Raw genomic sequence first — 26,714 nt, forward strand, 5'->3', positions numbered from 1 at the left:
TCCTTTGGGTGGGGGCGATAAATCTTGCACTACAGGTAGGGCTGGGGGGCCATAGCGTCAAGGGCGCGTCCCAGCGCCCCAGACGCGGCAGTTGGATCAACCTGCATCAACTGACCGCTTGCCGTCCAGAGGATGCGCACATCAATCACACGATCGGGATAAATCGCCGCCAGCATCGCGTGGTAGGCGCCCATCTGGCGCAAGATCCCCTCGGGGATCTGGGCGGGCGAGGCGGGCGCGATGCGATTGGTTTTGAAATCAATCGCCGTGACGCGGGCTGGGGTGACCTGCAGCCGGTCGATGATCCCGTGCAGGCGCTGGCCGCCAACCGCCGCACTCAACGCCACCTCGGGCAGGCTGTCACCGCCAAACAGGATCGCATTATCCGGGTTCTCGAGGATGGCCAGCGCATCAGCAACAAGATCAGCGGCGGGGCCTGCCAGCGCGTGATCCTCGACCAGATTGATCAATTGGGTGCCATGCGCCTGCCGCTGCGCCGGTGCGATCTGCGGCAGATGTTCCAGCAAGAGGTGAATGATCGTGCCGCGCAGCTTTGCGACCTCTTGTAAGGCGTCATCCGGCACGGATTGCTCCTCTGGCACGATCTTTGCGCCGCCCAGATCGGAAGGCGACAGTGCCTGTGCCGCTGCAACTGGCATGTCGGGAACTGCGCCGGTCAAAATCGCGTCTGAGACCGGGGCAGGTGATGCGGCGGTCGTTTGGGATGGCGCTGCGACGGGCAGGCCATCCCAATCGCCATGTGCAAGCCGCATGCCGCGCGGGCCCTGCACCGTATCGAGCGCCTTCATTGCATCCTCGACCAGCCCATACCAGCTATCGCTGCCTTCACCCGTCTCGCCCGCGGCACAGACGATCAGCCAGCTTTCAGCGCGGGTCAGCGCGACATACAAGAGGCGCAGGCTCTCGTCCGCGCGCGCCTCGGCCGAGGCCTCGCGCAGCGCCTGCACCGCGGCAGGCGCGGGGCTGCTGGGCCAGAGCGCCATGCCATCAGGGTGAAGCGCGATCGTGCCGTCATTGCTGGGGCGGCGTTTGGCGGTGTCGGGCATGATGACGATCGGGGATTCGAGCCCCTTTGATCCATGCACCGTCATCACGCGGATCTGGTCCGCGCCGCTGCCCAATTGGCGTTTAATCTCTAGCTCATCCGCCTCCATCCATTCGATGAAACCGGTGAGGCTGGGGATATTGCCTTCCTCATAGGCCAAAGCCTGCGCCAGCAGCGCGTCGATGCCGTCCTCGGCCTCGGTCCCCAGCCGCGCCAGCAAGCGGCGGCGGCCATCATGGCGCAGCAGCAGCCGGTTGATCAGATCATAGGGGCGCAGGAAATCGGCCTGATCGCGCAGGTCGTTCAACATCGCCAAAGTGTCAGCATGATCGGCACTGCGCAGGGCCTGCCACAGCGGCGCGCCTTTGGGGCGGTGATGGGCAAGGGTGAACAGCATCTGTTCGTTCCACCCCAGCAGCGGCGATTTCAGCGCGGCCGCCAGCGACAGGTCATCCTCGGCAAGGCTGAGGAATTTGATCAGCGCCATGATATCGCGCACCGCAAGCTCTGCGCCAATCCGCAGCCGGTCGGCGCCCGCAACGCGAAGCCCGCGCGCCTTTAGCGCCGCGATCACATGTGCAAAAATATCGGAACGGCGCTGCACCAAGATCAGGATATCGCCCTCGGACACTTTGCGCCGGGTTTTGCCGTCGTGGTTCGGCAGATAGGCATTTGCGACCATATCCGCGCAGGCATCGGCGACCTGATCGGCCAGAATGCGGCTGGGATGCGCCGGGCTTTGCAGGTCGACGGGAGCGAACCAATCGCCATTTTCGCGTTTGTCATCGGCCTTGGGGATGGCGGGCCATAGATCGACGCGGCCGGGCAGATCACCTTTGAACGCGATATGGGTCGAGATATCGCCAAGGCTGTCCTGACGCCCGACAAACACCGCATCCACCAGACGCAAGATCGCCCAGCTGGACCGAAAAGAATGCTCTAGCGCCAGCGTGTTCAACCCGCTGCCCGCATCGGAAAGGCGCGCCGCGAAATCGTCGCGCATCCGCTGGAATTCGCGCGGATCTGCGCCTTGGAACGAATAAATCGACTGCTTCATATCGCCGACGACAAAAATCGTCCGCGCCTCGGCCTTGCTGCGACCATCGCCCGCCGCAAATTCCTGCGCCAGCGCGGCGATGACCTGCCATTGCCGGGGCGAGGTGTCTTGCGCCTCGTCCACCAGAATATGGTCGATGCCGCCATCCAGCCGGAACAGCACCCATTGCGCGACAGCGGAATCTTGCAAAAGCGCGCGGGTCTTTTCGATCAGATCGTCAAAATCCAACTGCCCACTGAGCAGCTTTTCCGCCTCATAGGCGGGTACAAAGGCACGCGCGAAATCATCCAGCGCGATGGTTTTCTCTAGCGTATCCAAGCTGTTCAACAGATCCAGCGCCGCAGCATAGCGGTCCATCCAATCAAAGACCGCCTCGGCAATCGGCTCCATCGCGGCGACGGCTTTGGCATGGTTCGCTTGCGGGAACCGACCCGATTTCGAGGCCCCGTCGCTGAAGGTGAACAGCCGGTGCAGCACCGCCATATCATCCGCGCCGGGCGCGTCGAATTGCAGGCGGTTCAGTGCCGCGGCGAATTCGGTATAGGTCTTGGTCTGGCCCTGAAAAGCGGCGCTGATCTCTTGCGCCAACTGCCGGTCGCTGGGCTGGATCGCCAAGGTTAGCGCATCATTGCGGCTGGCGGTCGCGGACAGGTTCAACGCGGCGCGTAGCGCAGCGTGATCGGCAGGGCCGATAAAGGCCTGACGGCGCGCGGTAATCGCGGCCAACAGGCTGCTGAAACTACCACCCCCCAGATGCCGCATGACTCCATCAATCAGATCGCGCGCGGGACCAAGGGCCATGCGTTCGGCCACATCCTCGCGCAGCAGCTCGGCCGCGCGATCCTCCATTTCTCGAAAGGCGGGCGAGATGCCGGCCTCCAGCGGAAAGCGCCGCAGCACCGAGGCGCAAAAGGCGTGAATGGTCTGGATTTTCAGCCCGCCGGGCACTTCCATCGCCTGCGCGAACAGGCGGCGGGCGGTCGCAAGTTGCGCGGCATCAGTGGATTGCGCGGCATCAAGCGTGGTCAGCTTTTCCCGCAGCGCCGCGTCATCCATCATCGCCCATTGGCCAAGGCTGCGGAACAGACGGTTCTGCATCTCGGCAGCGGCGGCCTTGGTATAGGTCAGACACAGGATATTCTGCGGATCGACCCCGCCCAGCAGCAGCCGCGCGACGCGGTCGGTCAGCACGCGCGTCTTGCCCGAACCCGCATTCGCCGACAGCCAAGTCGACGCGTCGGGGCGCGCGGCCTGCACCTGGCGCTGGGTTGCTAAATCAGTCATGCCAAATCCTCGGGCTGCGGCAGATCACTGTCGCCCCATTCGCCATAGCGCGCCAAATGGTCGTAATCGCTAGCATATTTCATCTCGAACGGCGCGATGCGCGCGGTATATCCACGCGGATATTGCATCCAAGCGTCGATCAACTGTTGCAATTCGGCCCAGATTTGCGCGGGCGGCAGTTCATCCAGCGGGGCGGGCACGGTGGCAAGTTTTGACCCCAGGCCAATGAATTCCGCGCCAGCCACATCACGTGGGCCGATCTGCTGGAACGCGCCGCGCGCAATCATCGCTGCCTCGATCAGCAGTTGTTTGTCGAAATAGCGCTGGCTTTTGGCGCTGGGGGGCGCGCCGGTTTTATAATCATAGATCAGCGCCTGTCCGTCAGGCTGCAGGTCGATCCGGTCCGCTTTCCCGACCAGCGTGAAATCGTGACGGCCAAGGGCAATCTCGCCGCGCTTTTCCAGCAGTGTGGGGGTGCCTTTCGCCTGACGCTCGCCTTCGGTTTGCAGGAAATAGGGCGCGGCGCGGCGGATCTGCGACAACCATTGCCGTGCTGTGACGGGCCAAGGGCAGTCCTCATCCAGCGCGGCAATTGCGAATTGATCAAGCAAGGCAAGGGCATGGGCCGCATCGGGCGCTGTGCCCGAGTTTATAAAATCCTCGTAAACTTTGTGAATGACCGTGCCACGCATCCGCGCATCGGCGCTTTGGTTCAGCGGCCCCAGCGCGTTCAGCCGCAGAACATGGCGGGCATAGATCGCATAGGGGTCGCGCAGCAATGTCTCGATCCCGGTGACCGAGAGTTTGGTCGGCCGCGCGGCAAGCGGTGGACGCGGCGCGGGGCGTGCAGCGGCGGGAAGGCGTGTGTCTGGTTGCGACATAGCGCTGGCACGGGCCAGCCAGGCATCCCCCTTTGCACGCATTGCGGCCAAAGCGGCAGGACCGTTTTGGTCGGGCAGCCCCTCTAAAAGATTGGTCAGGCGATTGACCCAACGCGCGGCAACTGTTTCGGCATCGCTGGACCTGATCGCGCGCGATAGCCAAACCTCGGGGGCGGCGATGGCCTGTTGATAATCATGCGCGGCAAGGCCAATGCGGCGTTCAGGCAGCAGCAGCCCGGCGCGCGCGCGCAAGGCGCGGTTCAACCAGGGGTCTGCGGCAGATGCACCGGGCCAAATGCCTTCGTTCAGCCCCGCCAAGATGACCAGATCCGCCCCCTGCACGCGCGCCTCGAGCGTGCCCCAGATCAGCAGGTTTGGATGGCCGGTATCGGGATTGCGCACTTCGGCCCCGCGCAGAACACCATCAAGGATCGCGGTAAAGTCGCGTGGCTCCATCTCGCCGCCGTGGGGAGCGTTCAGTTGCAGATCGGCGATGACGGCGCGGGCCTTGCGACCTGCCGCCTCCTCCCACAGGGCTGGACCGCGCGAAATTTCCTCTGCGGTGTCAATGAGATGCGCCAGATGAGCGGACAGCGGGCGTGTGCTGATCCTATCCAGATCGTTGGTAAAATGAATGACCCACTCGGCCCATGCGCGTCGATGATCTGGTGCATTTTCTTGACCAGCCCATTTCAGCAGGGCGGTGGCTGTGGGAAAGGGCATGCCCCGGTCGCGGATATACCGCTCTAGATCATGGCTGTTCAGCAAATGCTGGCCACGGTTCGCATCGGCATGTGTCAGCGGATGTTTCAGCAGCGAGAGCAAGCTTTCCGCATCCAGCCGTTGGCCGAACAGTCGCGCGACCTGTCGCAATAACCGACCCGGCGGCGACAATGGCAGCGGCTGACCCGCACTATCATCGGGTTTAACTGACCAAAGGTCAAGTGCTGCGGCAACCTGCCGGGTCAGCATCCGGTCTGGCGTAATCAGCGCGGCGGTTCGTCCTTCGTCCAGCGCCGCGCGCAGGCGCAACGCAATTGTCTGCGCCTCAAGCCGGGGCGATGGCGCCTCGAGCAGGGTCATTTGCGCGGTGGCGAGGTTCAGATCACCCAGATCCTTTCCCTCAAGCCGCCATTGGTCGGTCACGGGCGCAGGTCGCAGTGAAAGTGATATCAGTCGGTTACGCGCGGGGTCGGGGGCATTCGACGATGTCCAAGGCCGGATATCGTGCAACGCCAGCCCAAGCCCGTCCGCGATCTTGCGGAACCGGAACTGCGGGTGATCCTCGGCGGCGACAGCGCTGCCGATCGCCTCCCACGCATGGTCTGGCATGTCAAAATCAAAGCCAGGCAGCACGACCGCGCCTTGCGGCAAGCGCGCCACGGCCTGCATCAGCAGTTGTGTCGCGCCGCGCGATCCGGTTGATCCGGCAATGATGATCGGGTCGGTGGGCGGTGCGATTTGCCAGTGCGCGACAAGCCGTTCGATCACCATACGCTGACGCGCCTCGCGGTCGGGCTGGCCGGTCTGGTCGAAATAACCGCTGATAATCTTTAGAAATTCCAGCGTACGCTGCCAGTGCCCGGATTGATCCGACACATCCAGCGCGGCGATCACATCGGGGCTGACGCCCTCGCCCTGCATTTCATCCATCAGCGCCGCCAGGCTATCGGCCAGATCGTAAAGCGCCGCGCGCGGGGCAAGGTCGGGCGCGCTTTCCAATAGTCGCGCGATCAGGCGCGTCAGCTCTAGCCGACGCTGCAGGGCGGGAACGGGCAGCGGCAGATCGGCTGCAACGGGGTCCAGCGCCAGATCCGTCACCAGCCGGATTCGCGGCAGGATCATCGCGCCGCCTTGATCAAAGAGGTTGCGCAGGCGGCGCTGCATCCGCGCTGTGTTCACATATAGGGTGACGCGGGCCCAGTCCTCGGGCGCGCGGCCCGCCATGCGATCATGCAGACCGGCGATCAGTGCGGCAGGAAAATCTGCACCCGGCGGCAGGCCAAACAGGCGCGCGCTTTCATCAAAGATCATCGAGCTTTGCGTCCCATTGTTTTGATCCGGTCAGGGTGACTTGATGCGTCCCATCTGAAAGCGCGATGAAATCAAGGGTCAGGGCGCTGGCAGGGGTCATACTGCCCAAGCGATCGGGCCATTCGATCAGGCAAATCGCAGTGTCAAAGGCGTCGGTCAGGCCCAGTTCGATCACCTCATCCGGATGGGTCAGGCGGTAAAGATCGCAATGCCAGATCGGCACATCCGCCTCATAGGTTTGCACAAGCGTGAAGGTGGGCGAGGGCACATCCTCGGTCGGATTGCCAAGGCGTGCCCGTATCAGCGCGCGGCTAAAAAAGGATTTCCCTGCGCCAATCTGGCCGTTCAGCAACAGGATATCACCCGCAGCAAGGCGCGGTGCAAGACGGGCGGCGAGCGTGGCGGTCTCGGCCTCGCTTGAAAGAAGAATGGTCAGTTGCATGTTTCAGATGTGGCAGGCGGCGCGGCTTATCGCAAGCGTGAAGCGCCCCTAAGCGCTAAAGCGAATGCCTGCGCTAGTACTGCGTCTGCCCTGCAAGATGGCGCGAAACCCCACCATCACGCGGCCGCTTCCGATGCTATTTGCGCGCAATTCGGTCTCATCGTCCAACGGATGCCAACATAGATCAAGGGCAATCGGATCGCTGTTGCGCAGCCCCGTGGTCGCCCGGGCCAGCGCGGCGGAGGCGAACTGCCTGTGCCAACGGGCAATTTCGCTGTCCAAAGAGAGCGGCGCCACGATATCATCATGCAGCGCCCACATGTCGTAATAGGCCGCATTGGCGACGATCAGCGTTCCTGTCCGGGCAAAGACCGCGATTGCCTCATCCAGCGCGCCAATCACACCATGCAGCGTATCCAGCTCGGCCCGAAAGGCGCGGGTCATTTGAACCTCGGATGAAATATCTTCAAATAACAGCGCCATAACGTTGTCGGGGTAGGGCTGGGCGGTCACACGCAGCGTGCGGCCATCCCCCAGATGCCATGTTTCCGACAGGCTGGGACTGTGGCCGGCCTCGAGCGAGGTTAGCCGCGCGCGCCAGTTCAGATAATCGCGCGGCTCGGGCAGCAGATGCGAATCCCTGAGGTGGTCAAGAAAGTTTGCCAGTGTCGGACGCTGCAGTAATGTAGCCGTCGACAGTCCGGTCAGGTCGGTCAGCGCCGGGTTGAATTGCATCATGCGCCGACTGGCATCGAACAGTGCGATACCCATGGGCAGGCCGGCATAGATCTGACCGATGCCATTCAGGAATTGTTTGCGCGCAGTCTCGGCGGCTGTGATCGCGGTAATATCTGTCGCGAAATGCATCTTATGTGGGCCGCGCTGACTGGATCTGATGGAAAAGTCGTGCACTTTCCCTTGGACCGTCAGGCTGGTGCGTAGGGCATCAGAATCCTTGAACACCTGCGGCAGTGGCCAACTGACGGGCGCATTCGCCGGCAATAAGTCTAAGTAGCTGGCATTGGCCCATAAAACGCGGCCATCAGGATCGGTGACCCAAATGGCCTGCGGACTATCTTCTGCCATAGCGCGCAGGATTTGATCCTCGGACGAGGCGCTATCGGTCGCGGCCATTGTTCGGGTCGCCATCTCGATCCGGCATAACGGCCCGCGCCGCAATAGTCGCAACGCAAGTGGCCCATTGTTTTCATTCAGCATGAGATAGCCATGCCCGCCCATCGCATCAATGCGCCGCGGCAGATCGGCAAAACGCAATGTCAGTTGGGCGATCAGGGTTGATTCCGTAAAGGCGCGCTGCTTATCGCCTGGCATGAATTGCTGCGCATCCCCATCGGCGACCTGTAACACCCCGTCATCAAATAGGAACATGGCTAACGGCTGCGTCGCATTGCGCAACTGATCCCTTTTGCGGCGGATCAACCCTACGGTGATCAAGCCCGCAATGGCGGTAACAAATATCAAAATGGACAAGACCCAAAAGGCCAATGCCAGCGGCGTCAGATCAGTGATCCCGTTCAGACTATTCCATGGCATTTTTCATTGCCCGCCCCGGCCGTTCCCTGGAGCGAGATTTCAATCAATAGATTAATACCGGGTTAATATCTCGGCGCTGACGCGGAGGCATTAACACGTAAAAGTTGAGTAAATCTGCGTATAAACGTTAAATGCGAAATGGCCGATTTTCACCAAATCCATCGATCATATCCAGGGGCGGCGCCTCGATTAATGCGCGCGGCCAGACCACGGTGACCACTGCGCCATGCCCCGGAAAGTCGAATTCCGGCACCGCATTCGAGAAGGTCGGTCGCCCACCTGATCGTTCTAACAAGGTCTTAGCGATAAACAGGCCCAGACCCATCCCCTCATATCCGGGTCGGCGATTGGCGTTTTCTGCCGGACGGCGGCGATGCACAAAAGGATCGCCAATGCGTCCGATGACCGAGGGCGGAAAACCTTCGCCATCGTCGCGAATACACACGCGCAGGTGGATATGGTCCCAGTAATATTCCACGCGCACGGTGGAATGTGCAAAGTCGACCGCGTTCTGGATCAGGTTCCGCAAGCCGTGAATGACCTCGGGGCGGCGCAATACGGTGGGTTGGTGGCCTGATTCGGGGGCGACATCCTCGGCCACAAGGAACAAAACCTCTTTGCCGCGGGCCAAATGCGGCTCGGCCGCTTCGCGCAGCAGCGCTTCGAACGGGGCGCGCAGCAGCAAGCGGTCTTCTTTGCCGGCGCGGCCCATGGAATGCAGGATATCGCGGCAACGGTTGGCCTGATCCAGCAGCAGGATCGCATCATCGCGCAGGTCGGGCTGCTTGCTGAGATCACGCACCAGTTCGGACGCGACCAGCTTGATCGTCGCCAGCGGCGTGCCCAGCTCATGCGCAGCGGCGGCGACCACGCCGCCAAGGTCGGTCAGCTTCTGCTCGCGCGCCAGTGCCATCTGTGTGGCCAGCAGCGCCTCGTTGATCTTTTGCAACTCGCGCGTGATTTGCCGCGCATAGACCGACAGGAACACCACGCCGACCACCAGCGCCAGCCAAAAGCCGAACAGGAAAATATCCGGCATTTGCAGCATCGACCCGTCGGCCAGCACCATCGGCACATAAAAGACCCGCAGCAGCGAGATCACCAAAATCGTCAGGCCTGCCAGCAGCAAAATGCCGCGCCGCGTCAGCACGGTCGCACCAATCGTCACCGGCGCCATGATCAGCAGCGCGAACGGGTTGTTCAACCCGCCGACCAGATACAGCAGCATCCCCAATTGCACGACATCCAGCACCAAAAAGGACATGGCCTGCCGTGCCGATAGCCGCGTGCTTTGCGGAAACAGCACCGTCGACAGCACGTTCACCGCCAGCGACAGGCCGATTGCAACGGCAACGGGGCCGACAGCGATTTGCAGGTTGAATATCGACACCGCCGCCCAAACTGCGCCGACTTGCCCGAAAATCGCCATCCAACGCACCAGAACCAGCGTGCGCAACCGCACCAGGTTCGACTCGCGCGTTGTGGTGAAAAGATGGCTTTCACTGCCGACGTCGGGAAATAGCTCGGGCGCGTCGTCTACGCCGGCAAGGTTGGGTTTGGCAGCCATATTGTGTCCTGACGGGCGAAGTTTCGTGCGGCTATTGTCTGCCTTGCGCGGCAAATGATCAATCAGCAGCCTTGGCCAGCTGCGAATCTGTCGCAAAACTGCGACAAGATCGTGTTTTGCCGCAGGATATGCGGCGGATTGACGCTGCTTCACCTGCGCATTAGGGTGCGCGCGCAGCCCCCACCGGCAATTCCCCCGTGGTGGCACCTGATCGAACGCGACAAAAGGTTATCAGCGTATGGATAGCGAGGAACTTGATCTGGGCAGGGACCGTAGCCTGCTTTTGGTCGATGATGATGACGCCTTTCTAAAACGTCTTGGAAAAGCGATGGAAAAGCGGGGCTTTGCGGTCCAATTGGCCGAAGGCGTCGCCGCCGGCAAAGCTGAGGTCGCACAGAACCCGCCAGCTTACGCTGTCGTTGATCTGCGGCTGGAAGATGGCAACGGCCTGGATGTGGTCGAGGCCTTGCGGGAAAGCCGTCCTGACTGTCGCATCGTGGTGCTGACGGGCTATGGCGCGATTGCAACCGCTGTTGCGGCTGTAAAAATCGGTGCGATTGATTATTTGTCAAAGCCCGCCGATGCGACAGATGTGACGAATGCGCTGCTTGCGCGCCGATCCGACCATCCCGTACCGCCCGAAAATCCCATGAGCGCCGACCGCGTCCGCTGGGAACATATCCAGCGCGTGTACGAGCTATGCGACCGCAACGTGTCGGAAACCGCGCGTCGCCTGAATATGCACCGCCGCACCTTGCAGCGTATTCTGGCCAAGCGCAGCCCTAAGTAAGCGACTGGAACCGGGCAATAAAATCTGCCCGGACCTCGGACGCGGGACGCAAGCGTATCGCTAGCCCCTCGCGCGCCCCCAACGTGCAGCGCCCGATCAGCCGATCCGCCTCGGCAGCGGTGAACCCTGCAATCTCGACCGCTTCCAGCCAAGCCGATATTTTATCGGCAGCTTTGATCCGCCGTTTCACATCCGCAGGCAGGCGCGCGGGCAGGCCAAACCGCTGATGCACCGCTGCCGTCAGCCGCGTATCCAGATCGGCATAGCCTGATCCAACAGCGGCCTTTACCGGCGAGATCATATCCCCGATCACATATTCCGGTGCATCATGCAGCAGCGCCGCCAGCCGCCACTCGGCCATGCCTGGATTGTCGCGCGCAAAAATCTGTTCGACCAACAGTGAATGTTCGGCCACGGAATAGGCGTGATCACCCCGCGTCTGCCCATTCCAGCGCGCCACGAACGACAGGCCGTGGGCGATATCCTCGATTTCGATATCCAAAGGTGACGGGTCCAGCAAATCCAGCCGCCGTCCCGATAGCATCCTTTGCCAAGCGCGCTGCATCATCGCTCCTGCCTTGGTTGTTCCTTTACGCATCCAATGCTAAACCTGCGGCAACCCAAAGGATCAGATCAAGGAGCCGCCGCAATGGCGCACGATTACATCGTCAAAGATATTGCACTCGCGGATTTTGGCCGCAAGGAGCTGGACATCGCTGAAACCGAAATGCCGGGCCTGATGGCGCTGCGCGAGGAATTCGGCAAGAGCCAACCGCTGAAAGGCGCCCGTATCGCGGGAAGCCTGCATATGACGATTCAGACGGCGGCGCTGATCGAAACGCTGAAAGTGCTGGGCGCGGATGTGCGCTGGGCCAGCTGCAACATCTTTTCGACCCAAGATCACGCCGCAGCGGCCATCGCCGCCACCGGCACGCCGGTCTTTGCGGTCAAGGGCGAAAGCCTCGAGGAATACTGGACCTATACCGACCAGATCTTCCAGTTTGCCGAAGGCACGGCGAATATGATCCTCGACGATGGCGGTGACGCGACCCTTTACGTGCTGATCGGCGCGCGGGTCGAGGCGGGCGAGACCAGCCTGATCGAAGTGCCGACCAGCGAAGAAGAGATCTGCCTGTTCAACCAGATCAAAAAACGTCTGGCCGCCAGCCCCGGCTGGTTCACCGCACAGCGCGCCGCGCTGCAAGGCGTGTCCGAAGAAACCACGACCGGTGTGCATCGCCTGTATGATCTGCACAAGAAAGGCCAGCTGCCGTTCCCCGCGATCAACGTGAACGACAGCGTCACCAAGTCGAAATTCGACAACAAATACGGCTGTAAAGAGTCGCTGGTCGACGGTATCCGCCGCGCGACCGATGTGATGATGGCTGGTAAAGTGGCCGTCGTCTGCGGTTATGGCGATGTGGGCAAGGGCTCGGCCGCGTCGCTGGCGGGTGCCGGTGCGCGCGTGATCGTCACCGAAATCGACCCGATCTGCGCGCTGCAGGCGGCAATGGACGGCTTTCAGGTCACTACGCTGGAAGATGTCGTCGAGACGGCCGATATCTTTATCACCACCACCGGCAACCGCGACATCATCCGTATCGAACACATGCGCCGCATGAAGGATATGGCGATCGTCGGCAATATCGGCCACTTCGACAACGAAATCCAAGTCGCCGCGCTGAAAAACCACAAGTGGACCAATATCAAAGAGCAGGTCGATATGATCGCGATGCCCTCGGGCAACCGCATCATCCTGCTGTCCGAAGGCCGCCTGCTGAACCTTGGAAATGCGACCGGCCACCCCAGCTTTGTCATGTCCGCCAGCTTCACCAACCAAGTGCTGGCGCAGATCGAACTGTGGACCAAGGGCAATGAATATGCCCCCGGCGTCTATATCCTGCCCAAGCATCTGGACGAGAAAGTCGCCCGTCTGCATCTGAAAAAGATCGGCGTGAAACTGACTGAGCTGTCGGTGCAACAGGCTGATTACATTGGCGTAACCGTCGAAGGCCCCTTCAAGCCCGAGCATTACCGCTACTAAGATCTGCCTGCCTAAAAAGACGGGCCGCGCTGTGCGGCCCGTTTTGTTTTTGCCGCAGGTCATCAAATTGTGATGGCCCCAAATGCGCCATAATCCAAAATCCGCCGATTATTGTTGATCTTTTTTGTCAGGTCTGGCAACGCCATCATCAGGTCGCCAGCCAGAGCGGATTTCACGCTGCACCAGCAGCCAAAGCCAGCTTCAAGCGCGCATCGTCAGGACGGGATCATGATCCCGCTTTCTGCACAGCCTCCCATCCATTTCTCCGGCTCGCGCGCGCGGGCTTTGAACGAGGACGTTCGCATATGAACAACCGCATTCGCTTGATCAATACAACTGCCATCGCGCTGGGTGTTGCGCTGCTGGCCGTTCCTGCCGTCGCCCAAGATAGCGCGACGAACCTGGGCCGCATCGTTATCGGATATTCCGAGGATGGCACCCCGGTTTACGCGGGCGAGAACACCACGATCCTGGAAGGCAGCGCGGTCACCGCCCAAGGCGGCACGGCACGTATTGATGATGTGCTGCGTCAGGTTCCGGGCGTCATGACCAACAACAACGAAGCCGGCCAGCCCGGCGTTTCGGTTGCAATCCGTGGCCTGTCGGGCAACGGCCGTGTCGCAACGGATATCGAGGGTATCCCCCAGAACTACCGTTTCAACCCGGCGTCGGGCGATGGCGAAAGCTATGCCTATGTCGAGCCTGCTTTCGTGTCGGGCATCACCGTTACGCGCGGCGCGCTGGTCACGACGGGCGGCGCTGGTCTTGCGGGTTCGGTAAACTTCCGTCTGTTGCGTGCCGAGGATCTGGTCGATGGTGAGGGCTTTGGCGGCTTCGCACGTCTCAGCTATGGGACGGCCGACAGCGATTTCACCCGCACCTTGGGCGCGGGCTATGTTTCGGGTCAGTATTCGGTCATGGCGGCGATCACCAAGCGCACCTCTGATGAAACCGAAGATGGTGAAGGCACCACGATCGCGAATTCGTCGCGCGACACACAGGCTGTCATGGCGCGCCTTGGCTATGCTATCGATGCCGCACAATCCATTGATTTCCTTGTCCTACACAACGAGGCGAGCTTTGGCGCGAACTCGTATTACCAAGACATGAACTCGGATATCGCCAAACTGTCCTATCGTCTGTCGAGTGGCGATTTGATCGATCTGAGTGCAAGCGTCTATTACAGCTTCACCGGCACCGAAAACGTTGGCAGCCTGACGGGTTCGGGTTCGTTCATCGGCCGCCGTTACGAGGTCGAGACCTATGGCGGCAACCTGTCGAACACCAGCGTTGCAACTGTCGGCAGCTTTGATCTGACCTCGACCAATGGTCTCGAGTTCAACTTTGACGAAATCGGCGGCAATAATGGCGGCTTGACCCCGGTGCAGGGCGAAGGCTCGCGTGTTTCGCTGTTCTCGGAAAATGTTTTCGTCAACGGCCCGTGGGAGCTGACCGGCGCCGTGCGTCTGTCGCAATATAAGGTCGAAGGCGATTACGTTGGCGGCACCGGCTCGCCGATTGCCAGCCAATATGTGAATATCGACGAAACGAGCATCGATCCCAAATTCACGATTGCCTATCAGTCGAACGACTGGCTGCAGCCGTATCTCTCGCTGTACCAAACCTCGCGTGCGCCGACGGCGCAGGAAACGCTGATGGATACGGTGCGTGACTATTCGGCCTATGGCATGGGTATCCACGCGCTGATCGGCAACCCCAACCTCGAGGCCGAGACCGCCCGTGGCGGTGAACTTGGCTTCAACATCGCCAAAGACAACCTGTTCACCGCCGGTGACAGCCTGAACGCCCGCGTTGCCTATTACATCTTGGATGTCGACAACTACATCACCAACGTGACGACTACCGTGACGGCGGGCACGCTGACGACTTATCAGTATGTCAACATCGATGGCACGACGCGCACCGAAGGTCTTGAGATCGAGGCCACCTATGAGAGCGACCTGATCTCGGCCGTTCTGTCCTATACGGACTCGGATTCGGATATTCCCGATGGTTCGGCTTATGATCTGCAGCCGTCGCACACCTATGCGGCGACAGTTGCCGGACATTTCCTGAACGGCGCGCTGACCACGGGTGTCACCTATAGCTATACGTCGGGTGGCACTGCGTTCTCGACCAAGGACACCACCGAAAGCTATGGCCTGTGGGATGTCTTCGCATCCTATGACGTGACAGATGCCTTTAGCGTCACGGCAAAGGTTTCCAATGCCACGGACGAAGTCTATGTGCCGTGGGGCATCGAAAGCGGCAATGGCGCTGGCCGTAACGTCTACCTTGGCGCACAGATGCGCTTCTAATTTCCTCGGTTAGTTGCATTCCTGAGGTAAATGAGGGGGCTGGGTGTTTCACCCGGCCCCCTTTTCTTTTGCAATACGCGCTTGCCTTAACGTCATTCCGCGGTGAACATGGCCCTATTCATCTGGCCAATGTTCATGTTGAAGGAGTGAATGATGGGTAAACGAGACGATCTTATCGCGAAATACGCGACGGACCTGCGCGAGAAACTGGGTGTGACGCCCGATCTGGCGCTGCTGACCAAAGTCACCATTGGTGTTGGCCCTGCCATTTATAGCGCCGATGCGGAAACCGTTGCCGCCAGCGACCAGTCCGAGCTTGATCGGGTGAAAGCCAGCTTCCTCGTCAAAAAACTGGGCCTGAAAGACGGCCCTGATCTGGATGCCGCCATCGCCAAAGTGGTCGAGGCCTATGGCAAATCCGAGCGTAATAAATACCGCGCTGTTGTCTATTATATGCTGACCAAGCATTTCGGCAAGGAATCGGTCTACGCCTGACCTCTTTGCAGCAGGCCTGCCCCATGGCGGGCGGGCCTGTTTCCGCTTTTCTTTCCGCCGGCGATCAGGCAGAGCAAGCGAAACCCCAACGTTAAAAGTGCATTCGGATGTATCCGCTTCACGGCATCGCGCTCAAGGTCTTGTCAGTCCTTTTGTTCCTGATCATGGCATCGATGGTGAAATACGTCTCGGACGAGATCCCGTCTGGAGAATCCGTGTTTTTCCGATCTATTTTCGCGGCGCCCGTGATCATCATCTGGTTGATGATGCGGGGCGAGTTGCGGACAGGCCTGAAAACCGCAAATCCGATGGGTCATCTGATGCGGGGGATTATCGGCACCAGCAGCATGATGTTTGGCTTTGCCGCGATTGCCTTGTTGCCCCTGCCCGAGGCGACGGCCATCGGCTATGCCGCGCCGCTGCTGGTGGTGATTTTGGCGGCCGTGCTGCTGCGCGAACGTGTCCGCAAATTCCGCATTTCGGCGGTCGTCATGGGGCTGGCTGGCGTCCTGATTGTATTATGGCCCAGCCTGGGCGCCGAGGGCGGCAGCCCCATTGGGGTCACCCTGGCGCTTTGCGCCGCATTCTTTGCGGCATTGGTGCAAATTATCGTGCGAAAACTGGTGGATAGCGAAAGCACCGCCTCCATCGTCTTTTGGTTCTCGATCTCATCGGCGGCGCTATCGCTGCTGACGGTGCCGTGGGGCTGGGTCATGCCGTCGCCGTTCCAGTTTACGCTGCTGGTATTGGTGGGGGTGACGGGCGGGGTGGCACAGATCCTGATGACCTCGGCCTATCGCTATGCCGATGCCTCGCTGATCGCACCGTTTGAATATGTCTCGATGCTGTTTGCGCTGATCGTCGGCTATTTCATCTTCAGCGAGGTGCCAACCATCACCATGCTGATCGGGGCCGCCATTATCATCGCGGCGGGGATTATGATCATCCTGCGCGAACGCTATCTGGGCCAACAGCGCGCCCGCCAGCGCAAGGCAACGCCGCCGGTCTAAATGAAAAAGGCGGCCCGAAGGCCGCCCTTTGTGGTTTAGGCGCGCACGTGGCGCTCGTAGGTCTCGGCGATATCCAGCGTCAGCGCGCCGATTTCAAAATTGTAGATATCGGCGATCGACGACACGGGGGTCACTTCGGCGGCGGTGCCGGTCAGCCAGCACTGCTGGAAGGTTTCCAGCTCGGACGGCTCGATATGACGCTCGTGGACGGTGATGCCCTTGTCGCGCAGCAGTTGGATGACGGTCTGACGCGTGATGCCGTTCAGGAAGGCATCCGCCAGCGGGGTGTGAACCTCGCCATCTTTCACAAAGAAGATGTTGGCACCGGTCGCCTCGGCCACATAGCCGCGGTAATCCATGAACAGCGCGTCCGAATAGCCTTTGGCCTGCGCCGCATGTTTGGACATGGTGCAGATCATGTAAAGGCCAGCGGCTTTCGCGGCGACGGGGATCGTCTCGGGCGAGGGGCGCTTCCATTTCGAGATGTCGATGCGCGCGCCTTTGGTTTTGGCGTCGCCGTAATAGGCGCCCCATTCCCAGCCTGCGATGGCCAGACGGACGGGGTTGCCAACAGCCGAGACACCCATTTCCGAACCTGCACCGCGAAAGGCGACCGCGCGCACATAGGCGTCAGTCCAGCCATTCGCTTTGAGCATTTCGTATTTTGCGGCTTCGATCTCTTCGACCGAATAGGGGATTTCCATGTCCAGCATATTCGCCGAAGCGCGCAGGCGCTGCGAATGTTCGATACCTTTGAAAATCTTGCCGTTATAGCAGCGTTCCCCTTCGAAGACCGATGAGGCATAGTGCAGCGCGTGCGTCAGAATATGGACATTGGCGTCACGCCACTCGACCAATTTGCCGTCCATCCAGATTTTGCCGTCACGATCGTCATAGTTCCCGGCCATTGCCGTGCCCTCCTGATTTCACTTTGTTTCGCCAGCATCGTGGTTTGTGATATAATGTTGCGCGAAATTGAGGCGTAAGTAGCGCTTCGAACTTGGAATGTCAACGACACTGACGTATTCTAAGTCAAAAGAATGAGAGGAAGACCCATGGCTGATAACAGCGGATTTCAGGGCGGTCAGGCACTGCTGTTCCTGACGGACGATCAGCTGCGCAAGGGAATCGAGGCGATGTATTTCGCCTATCGCGGCTTTACCGCCGATCCCGATCTGATCTTGCTGGATTACGGCTATGGCCGCGCGCATCACCGTGTGCTGCACTTTGTCCATCGCCGACCGGGTGTAACGGTGAACGGATTGTTGGCGATTTTGGGCATTACCAAGCAAAGCCTGAACCGCGTGCTGCGGGTTCTGGTTGATGATGCCATGGTGGAATCGCGCGTTGGCCCCGATGACAAGCGTGAACGCCACCTCTATCTGACCACCAAAGGTACCGCGCTGGAACTCGAGCTGGCCGATGTGCAGACCGAACGGATGCGCCGCGCCTATCGCGCCGCAGGGCCGGTGGCTGTTGCGGGATTCCGCACCGTTTTGGAAGCGATGATGGACGCGGAAGAAAGACGCATTTATGAAAGCTTAACAGGCGTTTCTTCCACATCGGGTGGGCGCTAGGATCAAGGCACCGGAGGGCCGCAATGGAACAGCCCCATCTGCTGATCGTCGATGATGATGCGCGCATCCGTGCGCTGTTGCAAAAATTCCTGCAACGGAGCGGCTTTTTTGTGACCGCCGCCCGCGACGCCGCCCATGCGCGGCGTCTGCTCGAGGGGCTCGAGTTCGATCTGGTCGTGCTGGACGTGATGATGCCGGGCGAGAATGGCATCGATTTCTGCCGCGATATCCGCGCGCGACTTGGCGTGCCTGTGCTGCTGCTGACCGCGCGAGGCGAGACATCGGACCGGATTTCGGGTCTCGAGGCGGGTGCAGATGATTATCTGCCAAAGCCGTTCGAGCCAAAGGAGCTGCTGCTGCGCATCAATGCCGTCCTGCGCCGCACCCCAGTGGCCGAGGCGCGCGTCCCCACGCATAAAGTTCTGCATATGGGCGCGGCGCGCTATGATGCGGATCGCGGCGAGTTGTGGCTTCACGGCACCTTGCAACGTCTGACCGCGACCGAGGCGCAGTTGATGCGTGTTCTGGCCGCGCGGGCAGGCAGCGTCGTCAGCCGCACCGAACTGGTCGAGGAAATGAGCCGCGGCCCCGAGCCGTTGCAAGAACGCGCCGTCGATGTGCAGATCACCCGCCTGCGTCGCAAGCTGGAACCCGACAGCCGTCAGCCCCGCTATCTGCAAACCGTGCGCGGCGCGGGCTATATGCTGGCGACCGATGGCGGCGCTGCATAAGGGGGCAGGGTGAATTTCTCGAACGGATATGATCCGGACAAGGCACCGCCCTATCGGATCGTCATGCGCGAGCCAGCCGTGAAACGCTTTGCATTGGCGCATGATCTGGCACTGCCCGCGGCGGCGGCACTGTTGCTGGCGCATATGGCACAGCGCGCGGGCGCGGCGAATGATCTGCATCGCGGTGTATTGCAGCGCAGCCCCGTGGATGCGGCGGCGCTCGACGCCCTCGCTGTTCAGGTCTTTCCTGCCTAGCGCATCAGGCGCGGCAGGCCGTTCAGGCTGTCTGTGATGCCCGCCGCCTCGCGCATCATGGCGCGGCGCAGGGGGGCGATGGCGTTGATCACGCCCAGCCCGATATCGCGGACACCGCGCAACAGGCGATCGTCATTGGAAAACAATTTGGTCGTGCCATGGGTCACGGCGGCCAGGGCCAGCACCTCGGGGCGGCGCCAGCTTTGATAGCGGTCCAAAACATCAGTCGCGCCGATATCCTCGCCGCGCTTGCGGGCATCGGTCAGGACATCGACCAGCGCCGCCACATCACGCATCCCCGCGTTCAGCCCTTGGCCCGCAACAGGATGCAGGCCATGTGCCGCATCCCCCACCAGCGCGACGCGCGACGCGACAAAGGCCTCCAGCAGCGACAGCGCCAGCGGAAAAGCACTGCGCGGTGTGGCAAGGCTGATCTGCCCCAAAAAGCGGCCAAAAGCGGGGCGCAGAGCCTGTAGAAAGTCTGCATCATCCATCGCCATCAGCGCGCGGGCGCGGGTCTCGTCCTCGCTCCAGACGATCGAGCTGCGGTTTTCTGTGAGGGGTAGGATCGCCAGTGGCCCGCCGGGCATAAAGAACTGATGCGCGATGCCATCATGCGGCCGCTCATGCGCAATCGCGCAGGTGATCGCCATCTGATGATAGGGCAGGGGGCTGCGCGTCAGGCCTGCACGTTCCGCCGTGCCACTGGATTTGCCATCCGCGCCGACCAAAAGTTTCCCGTGGAACATGCGGCCATCGTCCAATGTGACACTGGCCCCGCGCGCATCCACATTTTGGGCGACCACTTTTGCGGGCGCGATATGGGTGACGCGGGGATTGGCATCTATGGCTGACAGCAAAGCGCGGCGCAGATAGCGATCCTCGATCATCTGACCCATCGGGCCGTTGTCGCCCTCGGCGGCGTTGAAATGCAGCATGAAGGGGGCAGGGCCTTCGCCCGCGCGGCCATCGGTGACCTTGATCTGTCGGATCGCGGTGGCATGGGCCGCGGGCCATGCGCCCAGCCGCTGAAGCATTCGTACGGTGCCAGCCGACAAAGCATAGCTGCGGCCATCGAATGTGTCGGCGCTGCGCAGATCCACCGGCAGTGCGTCGATCACCACCGCGCGCTGACCTGCGCGGGTCAGCGCCAGCGCCAGTGCCGGGCCATTGAGCCCGCCGCCAATAATCAGCACATCTGCGCGCATGTTTTCCATGCCAATGGTGCTAGGATGCGCGCGGGCGATTGTCCATCATGGAATCTCATGTTTAGGCTGGGGGAAATGCAAGGGGATGCGTGATGCAAGAATGGTTGTTTGCCAAAGCGGCTGATCTGGGACGCGGGATCGGGGCGGGGAAAATCGACCCCGTGGACCTGGCGGAATGTTACCTTGAGGCGGCAGCGAACCACCCTGACGCCGCCCGCATCTATGCCCGCACCGCGCCCGATCGCACATTGTCCGAGGCTGCCGCCGCCCGCAGCCGCGCACAATCGAGTGCCCGCCTTGGCCCCCTTGATGGTGTGCCGGTCAGTTGGAAAGACCTGATCGACAGCAAAGACATCGCGACCGAGGCCGGCACCGCCCTGATGGAGGGCCGCACCCCATCCGCCGATGCGCCCGTTCTGGCCCAAGGCACATCATCCGGCCTTGTTTTTATGGGAAAAACCCATCTCAGCGAGATCGCCTTTTCCGGCCTTGGCTATAACCCGATCACCGCGACGCCCCCCAATATCAACGGCCCGGATCTGGTGCCGGGGGGGTCATCCTCTGGTGCGGCGGCCTCGCTGGCCTACGGCCTTGCGGCGGGGGCAATCGGGTCGGATACCGGCGGCTCGATCCGGCTGCCTGCAGCGTGGAACGGCCTTGTCGGGTTCAAACCCGCGCATGGCGCGCATCCGCTGGAGGGTATAGTGCCGCTGTGCCGCCGCTTTGACACCATCGGCCCGCTGGCGCGCTCGGTCGAGGATGCGGCGCTGCTGGATGCGGCGCTGGGCGGTGCCGCTGTGGATCTGTCGGGCGCCAGCCTGCACGGCACGCGCCTCGCCGTCATGGATACGGTGGTTGGCGAAGGGCTAGAGCCCGCCGTCAGCATGGCATTTGAACAGGCCCTTGACCGGCTGGCCCGCGCCGGTGCGCAAATCACCCGCATCGTGCTGCCCGAGGTTGCCGCCGCCTATCCCCTTGCCGCGCTGCTTTACGCGCCCGAGGCTTGGGCCTATTGGCGCGATTATATCACCCCCGCGCCGCATAAGATGTTCGACCAGATTTATGAACGCATCTCGGCGGGTCAGCAGGTTGCGGCCCCTGATTACATCGCCGCCTGGGACGAGCTGCACGCGCTGCGCCGCACCTATGCGTCCGCGACCGCAGGCTATGACGCCATCCTATGTCCCGCAGCGCCGATTACGGCGCCCAGCATCAGCCGACTGACAAGCGATAGCGCCTATTACAAACAGGTGAACCTGCAGGCCCTGCGCAATACGCGGCTGGCCAATCTGTTCGGCCTTGCCTCGGTCAACCTGCCGCTGGATCAGCCGATGACGGGGCTGCTCTTGAACGCGCTGCCCGCACAGCAGGGCGCGCTGTTGCGCCTTGCAAAGGCAGCCGAGGCCGCGCTGGCCACATAAAAGCCACATTTTCACGCCCAGATCGCGTGATTTTGCGCGTTCTTCTGGACAGGGACGTCGGGTTTCCTTTAGTTTTCAGGCCAAAGGGGCATCAAACGACCCCGAACCTGAGGCAGTCATGAACGAACCCGAGCGGTTTTCCGGTCTTCCGGAATACGCATTCCCGCGCCTGCGCAAGCTGATCGACCACCTGCCCGCAGGTGGCGCACCCGTGTCGATGACGATTGGCGAGCCGCGCCACGCGTTTCCCGATTTCGTCCCCGAGGTGCTGGCCCAGCATGTGGCCGAGTTCAGCAAATACCCCCCGAACGAGGGCACGCCCGAGCTGCTGGCCGCGATTTCCGCATGGCTCCAGCGCCGCTATGGCATTGACGTGCCGCCCGCGCAGATCACATCGCTGAACGGCACGCGCGAGGGGCTGTATAACGCCGCCGTCGCGCTGTCGCCGGAGTTGAAAAACGGCAAGCCACCCGTCGTGCTGATGCCGAACCCGTTCTATCAGGTCTATGCCATCGCCAGCCTGTCGGTTGGGGCCGAGCCCGTCTATGTCCGCGCCACCGCCGACACTGGCCACCTGCCTGATTTCGCATCGCTGCCCGCCGATGTGCTCGATCGCACGACGATTGCCTATATCTGCTCGCCCGCGAACCCGCAGGGGGCGGTGGCCAGCGTTGAATACTGGCAGACCCTGATCGCACTGGCGGAAAAGCACGATTTCAAGATTTTCGCCGACGAATGCTATGCCGAGATCTACCGCGACACCCCGCCTGCGGGTGCGTTGCAGGTGGCCCATGCAATGGGCGCCGATCCTGAGCGCGTGGTGATTTTCCATTCGCTGTCCAAACGCTCGAACCTGCCGGGCCTTCGGTCTGGCTTTGCCGCGGGCGGGCCGCGTTCGATCGCGCTGATCCGCCAGCTGCGCTCGTATAACGGTGCGCCGCTGCCGATGCCGCTGCAACGCGTGTCCGAACGCGCTTGGGCGGATGAGGCGCATGTGGTCGCCAGCCGCGCGCTCTATCAGGAAAAGTTCGCGATTGCCGACCGGATCTTCGGCAATGTCCCTGGTTATATGCCGCCCGCAGGCGGGTTTTTCCTGTGGCTGCCGGTGCCAGACGACGAGGCTGCGACCGTGAAACTGTGGACTGAAACCGGCGTGCGCGTGCTGCCGGGGTCCTATCTGTCGCGCGACGTTGCGGGCGAAAACCCCGGCAAGGGCTATATCCGCGTCGCGCTGGTGGATGACCCCGCCACGACCGAACGTGCGCTGCATCTGATCCGTAACTGCCTTTATGGCACCGAGGGGGGCTAACACATGGCCTATCCAACACGCGACCGCGACCCGCTTTTGGGCGGTGACCTGCAAAGCCTGATCGAGCGCCGCGGCAAAGAGGTGATCGGCGGGCTGGTTGCCTTTGCGGGCCTGTTGGTGTGGCTGATGCTGGTAACCCATTCGCCCGAAGACCCGAACTGGCTGAACGCCACCGACGCGCCGGTGCGCAATTGGCTGGGGCCGCTGGGGGCCTCGCTGTCGCATCCGATGTTCATGGTGGTGGGCAAGGCGGCGTGGATCGTGCCGCTGGCGATGGTGGTCTGGGGCCTGCGTTTCGTGCTGCATCGGGGCGAAGAACGCGCCATGGCCCGCGCGACCTTCATTCCCGTCGCCATCGTGATCTCGGCGCTGTTTCTGGCGACACTTGCGCCCGACGGGCAGGGCAGCTTCAACTATCGCGCTGGCGGGATGCTGGGTTACACCGTCCTGTCGATGGTGCTGACGCTGATACCTATCGGCAATTCCTTTGCGACCGGTATGTTGTCGATGCTGCTGTTCGGCGCCTCGGCCGTGCTGATTTTCTATGCGCTGGGCATCACCCTGCGCGAGGCGCGTCGCACCACCGCCGCCGTTTTTGGCGGCTCGCTGGCGGGGGCGATGGCGGGGGCCACCTTCCTCAAAGGTGCGGCCGATCGCGGCGCGGCGCTGTCGCGTAGCGCATCCGAGGGCTTGAATGCGCGCCGCAGCCAGCACCGCAGCGCGCCTTTGGCGCAGGATCTGCCGCCCTATGGCTATGCCGATGATCAGGATTTCGTCTTTGAGGACGAGCGTGATTACGACGATTACGGCGATGACGACCGCCACCCGCAGGTGACGCTGGGCGGGCAGGGCAGTATGTTCTCGCGCAATGATCCGCGCTTTGATGCGCGGGAGATGCCGCGTTTTGCGCCGCAACCGCAGATGCAGCCAGAGCCGCAAATGCATGCGCCCGTATCCGAGGCACGCCGCACCGCTGTCATCCGCCCGCAGCAAACTCAGGCTGCACCGCGCATGGCCTCGCCCGTGCCGCCGCCGCCCGAGGCGCGCCATGTGCCGCTGGACGAAGATGACATGCCGCGCCACTTTGGCGACAGCCCCGCGCCCTATCCGCCCAGCTTCGCCGATGTCGCGCCCCATATTCACCGCTATGACGAGGCGGATGACGCGCCGCGTGAACAGGCGGGCTTTTTATCGCGTGCATCGGGGATGTTGCGCCGCGCGGCCGGGATTGAAAACTCCCGCAGCACCGAGATGCCCGAACCCGAGCTGGTCCCCCGCGCCCCGCGCAGCGGCGCGGTGGACATGCCCGATGGCGACCGTATCCGCAGCAAAATCTCGCAGGCGATTGCCGCGCGCAAGGATGATGAGGGCGTGATCAACCCATTGGTGGCGCCGCAACCCGCGCCGCGTCCGCGCCGGATGGTGATGGCAGAGCCAGGTCAGCGGATCGAGCCGCCTTTGACCGCTAGCCATGCGATGTTCGTGGCCGAGACCGCTGTGCAAGCGGCCCCTGTTATGGAAACTGTGATGGCGGCGGCGCCTGCAGTTATGGCCAATGCGGTGATGGCCGACGGCATTGCCCTGCCACCCAAAGCCGCGCGGCCCGCGCATTTTCACAGCCCCAAATCCGCCGCTGTTGTGGTTGACAGCGGTCAACATGTCTTGCCGCCGATGCCGCATCGCCCGCGCAGCGCGGCCCCCGCACCCGAACAGCCGGCCCGCGCCGTGCCGCCAACGCCGGCGCGCCCGCGCATGCCAAGCGCCGTGCCAAGCGCCCTGCCGGATGCGTCCGCTGCCGTATTGCCCAAGACCACCGTGCCCATGGCCGCGCCGCTTTACAGCCAGGCGCCTGCGCCGATGCTGGATCTGACGGCGAACACCAATGCTGCGCTGCATGATATTGCGGACGAGCCGCCGCTGAACATTTTCGACCCCGATATGGCGGATCTGGGCGAGGATCTGCTGCTGGATGCGGGCCAAAGCTGGGAGGCGACCGGCGACACCCGCGCCCGCCCCGAGGCGCGCGTGACCCGTGCCGTCGGTCTTGGCGGGCTGGAACGCGCTGGCCAATCCGCCACCCGCGCCAAGGTCGAGAAAAGTCGCTTTGCCGATTATGAACTGCCGCCGATCGCGCTGCTGAGCGACCCGACCGACATCACCCGCCATGACCTGTCCGACGATCAGCTAGAGGAAAACGCCCGCCTGCTGGAATCGGTGCTGGATGATTATGGCATCAAGGGCGAGATCGTCTCGGTCCGTCCCGGCCCCGTGGTGACGATGTACGAGCTAGAGCCCGCGCCGGGTCTGAAAGCCAGCCGCGTCATCGGTCTTGCTGATGATATCGCCCGCTCGATGTCGGCGCTGTCGGCGCGTGTCTCGACCGTGCCGGGGCGTTCGGTGATCGGGATCGAACTGCCCAACGCCCATCGCGAAAAGGTCGTGCTGCGCGAGATCCTCGAGGCGCGCGAATATGGCAATGAACAGATGCGCCTGCCGCTGGCGCTGGGCAAGGACATCGGCGGCGAGGCGATTGTCGCCAACCTCGCCAAAATGCCGCACTTGCTGATCGCGGGAACCACCGGCTCGGGTAAGTCGGTGGCGATCAACACGATGATCCTGTCGCTGCTGTATAAGCTGTCGCCGGATGAATGCCGCCTGATCATGATCGACCCCAAGATGCTGGAACTGTCGGTTTACGACGGCATCCCGCATCTGCTGTCGCCCGTGGTGACCGATCCCAAAAAGGCCGTTGTCGCCCTGAAATGGGTCGTGGCCGAGATGGAAGAGCGCTATCGCAAGATGTCCCGCATGGGCGTGCGTAATATCGAAGGGTATAACGGCCGCGTCCGCGATGCACTGGCGCGCGGCGAGATGTTCAGCCGCACGATCCAGACCGGATTTGACGAGGAAACCGGCGATCCGATCTTTGAGACCGAGGAAACCCAGCCCCAACTGCTGCCCTTCATCGTGGTCATCGTCGACGAGATGGCCGATCTGATGATGGTTGCGGGCAAGGAAATCGAGGCTTGCATCCAACGTCTTGCGCAAATGGCGCGCGCCTCGGGCATTCACCTGATCATGGCGACGCAGCGGCCTTCGGTCGATGTGATCACCGGCACGATCAAGGCGAACTTCCCGACCCGGATCAGCTTTCAGGTCACCTCGAAAATCGACAGCCGCACGATCTTGGGCGAACAGGGGGCCGAACAGCTTTTGGGCATGGGCGACATGCTTTACATGGCAGGCGGCGGGCGCGTGACCCGTGTCCACGGCCCGTTTGTGTCCGACGAGGAAGTCGAAGAGATCGTCAACTATCTGAAAACCTATGGGCCGCCGGATTATCAATCGGGTGTGGTCGAGGGTCCTGATGACGAGATCGAGGGTGATATCGACGCGGTGCTGGGCCTGAACAGCGGGGGCAATTCCTCGGGCGAGGATGCGCTTTACGATCAGGCCGTCGCAATTGTCGCGCGCGATCGCAAATGTTCGACCAGCTATATCCAGCGCAAATTGGGCATCGGCTATAACAAAGCCGCCCGTTTGGTCGAGCAAATGGAAGAAGAAGGCGTCGTGACCGCCGCAAACCACGTCGGCAAGCGCGAAATCTTGCTACCCGAGCCGTAAGCACGGCTCTGTTATCGCCTAACGGCCGGGCTGTCATTGACTGCCCC

General features: G+C 61.9%; 19 protein-coding genes. 11 read left to right on the forward strand and 8 right to left on the reverse strand.

Annotated elements, in window-relative coordinates:
• Nucleotides 1-29: 29 nt before the first annotated feature.
• From addA to regB, 5 genes are all read right to left on the reverse strand, one after another.
• Entirely contained in the window at nt 30-3,407 is a 3,378-nt protein-coding gene (addA, locus tag KVU_RS11910; protein WP_014538051.1) for a double-strand break repair helicase AddA, read from the reverse strand.
• Nucleotides 3,404-6,322, reverse strand: a complete 2,919-nt coding sequence (gene addB, locus KVU_RS11915; RefSeq protein ID WP_013385490.1) for a double-strand break repair protein AddB — start codon at nt 6,320-6,322, stop codon at nt 3,404-3,406. Before addB ends, addA begins: the two co-directional genes overlap by 4 nt.
• Nucleotides 6,312-6,764 (reverse strand): tRNA (adenosine(37)-N6)-threonylcarbamoyltransferase complex ATPase subunit type 1 TsaE, encoded by a 453-nt coding sequence (gene tsaE / locus KVU_RS11920; RefSeq protein ID WP_013385491.1) that lies wholly within the window; start codon nt 6,762-6,764, stop codon nt 6,312-6,314. The genes addB and tsaE overlap by 11 nt, the downstream gene beginning before the upstream one ends.
• A 48-nt stretch (nt 6,765-6,812) precedes the next feature.
• A complete protein-coding gene (locus KVU_RS11925) occupies nt 6,813-8,318 on the reverse strand; it encodes a PAS-domain containing protein (RefSeq protein WP_013385492.1) in 1,506 nt (501 codons plus the stop codon).
• Between the two features lie 127 nt (nt 8,319-8,445).
• Entirely contained in the window at nt 8,446-10,038 is a 1,593-nt protein-coding gene (gene regB, locus KVU_RS11930) for a sensor histidine kinase RegB (protein WP_013385493.1), read from the reverse strand.
• An 85-nt stretch (nt 10,039-10,123) separates the two neighbouring features.
• On the opposite strand from regB, the gene KVU_RS11935 reads away from it, so the two are divergent.
• On the forward strand, nt 10,124-10,675 hold the full coding sequence (locus KVU_RS11935) for an ActR/PrrA/RegA family redox response regulator transcription factor (protein ID WP_013385494.1): 552 nt from the start codon (nt 10,124-10,126) through the stop codon (nt 10,673-10,675).
• Here the strand turns inward: KVU_RS11935 and KVU_RS11940 are convergent.
• Nucleotides 10,668-11,240, reverse strand: a complete 573-nt coding sequence (locus tag KVU_RS11940) for an HD domain-containing protein (RefSeq protein WP_013385495.1) — start codon at nt 11,238-11,240, stop codon at nt 10,668-10,670. The genes KVU_RS11935 and KVU_RS11940 overlap by 8 nt on opposite strands.
• An 84-nt stretch (nt 11,241-11,324) precedes the next feature.
• Here KVU_RS11940 and ahcY point away from each other — a divergent pair, with 84 nt between their 5' ends.
• The 4 genes from ahcY to KVU_RS11960 all read left to right on the forward strand — a co-directional run bounded on the left by ahcY (nt 11,325) and on the right by KVU_RS11960 (nt 16,542).
• The gene (gene ahcY / locus KVU_RS11945) at nt 11,325-12,719 is read left to right on the forward strand and encodes an adenosylhomocysteinase (protein WP_013385496.1); all 1,395 of its coding nucleotides are present in this window, start codon (nt 11,325-11,327) and stop codon (nt 12,717-12,719) included.
• A gap of 305 nt (nt 12,720-13,024) precedes the next feature.
• Nucleotides 13,025-15,037 (forward strand): TonB-dependent receptor domain-containing protein, encoded by a 2,013-nt coding sequence (locus tag KVU_RS11950; protein WP_013385498.1) that lies wholly within the window; start codon nt 13,025-13,027, stop codon nt 15,035-15,037.
• 153 nt (nt 15,038-15,190) lie between these two features.
• A complete protein-coding gene (locus KVU_RS11955) occupies nt 15,191-15,532 on the forward strand; it encodes a DUF2853 family protein (RefSeq protein WP_013385499.1) in 342 nt (113 codons plus the stop codon).
• A gap of 107 nt (nt 15,533-15,639) precedes the next feature.
• A complete protein-coding gene (locus KVU_RS11960) occupies nt 15,640-16,542 on the forward strand; it encodes a DMT family transporter (RefSeq protein WP_013385500.1) in 903 nt (300 codons plus the stop codon).
• 35 nt (nt 16,543-16,577) lie between these two features.
• Here the strand turns inward: KVU_RS11960 and KVU_RS11965 are convergent, their stop codons facing one another.
• A complete protein-coding gene (locus tag KVU_RS11965; RefSeq protein WP_013385501.1) occupies nt 16,578-17,450 on the reverse strand; it encodes a branched-chain amino acid aminotransferase in 873 nt (290 codons plus the stop codon).
• A 147-nt stretch (nt 17,451-17,597) separates the two neighbouring features.
• Here KVU_RS11965 and KVU_RS11970 point away from each other — a divergent pair, with 147 nt between their 5' ends.
• From KVU_RS11970 to KVU_RS11980, 3 genes are read left to right on the forward strand one after another with little or no spacing between them, the layout of a single operon-like run.
• A complete protein-coding gene (locus KVU_RS11970; RefSeq protein ID WP_013385502.1) occupies nt 17,598-18,119 on the forward strand; it encodes a MarR family winged helix-turn-helix transcriptional regulator in 522 nt (173 codons plus the stop codon).
• Between the two features lie 23 nt (nt 18,120-18,142).
• Entirely contained in the window at nt 18,143-18,850 is a 708-nt protein-coding gene (locus tag KVU_RS11975; RefSeq protein ID WP_013385503.1) for a response regulator, read from the forward strand.
• Nucleotides 18,851-18,859: 9 nt separating this feature from the next.
• A complete protein-coding gene (locus KVU_RS11980; protein WP_013385504.1) occupies nt 18,860-19,105 on the forward strand; it encodes a hypothetical protein in 246 nt (81 codons plus the stop codon).
• Here the strand turns inward: KVU_RS11980 and KVU_RS11985 are convergent.
• Nucleotides 19,102-20,322 (reverse strand): UbiH/UbiF/VisC/COQ6 family ubiquinone biosynthesis hydroxylase, encoded by a 1,221-nt coding sequence (locus tag KVU_RS11985; protein WP_013385505.1) that lies wholly within the window; start codon nt 20,320-20,322, stop codon nt 19,102-19,104. The genes KVU_RS11980 and KVU_RS11985 overlap by 4 nt on opposite strands.
• Nucleotides 20,323-20,405: 83 nt before the next feature.
• Here KVU_RS11985 and KVU_RS11990 point away from each other — a divergent pair, with 83 nt between their 5' ends.
• From KVU_RS11990 to KVU_RS12000, 3 genes are all read left to right on the forward strand, one after another.
• Nucleotides 20,406-21,734: an amidase gene (locus KVU_RS11990; protein ID WP_013385506.1), complete on the forward strand. Its 1,329-nt coding sequence runs from the start codon at nt 20,406-20,408 to the stop codon at nt 21,732-21,734.
• Between the two features lie 118 nt (nt 21,735-21,852).
• Nucleotides 21,853-23,043, forward strand: coding sequence for an aminotransferase class I/II-fold pyridoxal phosphate-dependent enzyme (locus tag KVU_RS11995; RefSeq protein WP_013385507.1), 1,191 nt, complete (start codon nt 21,853-21,855; stop codon nt 23,041-23,043).
• A gap of 3 nt (nt 23,044-23,046) precedes the next feature.
• The gene (locus KVU_RS12000; protein WP_014538055.1) at nt 23,047-26,667 is read left to right on the forward strand and encodes a DNA translocase FtsK; all 3,621 of its coding nucleotides are present in this window, start codon (nt 23,047-23,049) and stop codon (nt 26,665-26,667) included.
• Nucleotides 26,668-26,714 lie beyond the last annotated feature (47 nt).

Origin of the sequence: Ketogulonicigenium vulgare WSH-001 (genome assembly GCF_000223375.1) — a bacterium.
GTDB classification, from domain to species: domain Bacteria; phylum Pseudomonadota; class Alphaproteobacteria; order Rhodobacterales; family Rhodobacteraceae; genus Ketogulonicigenium; species Ketogulonicigenium vulgare.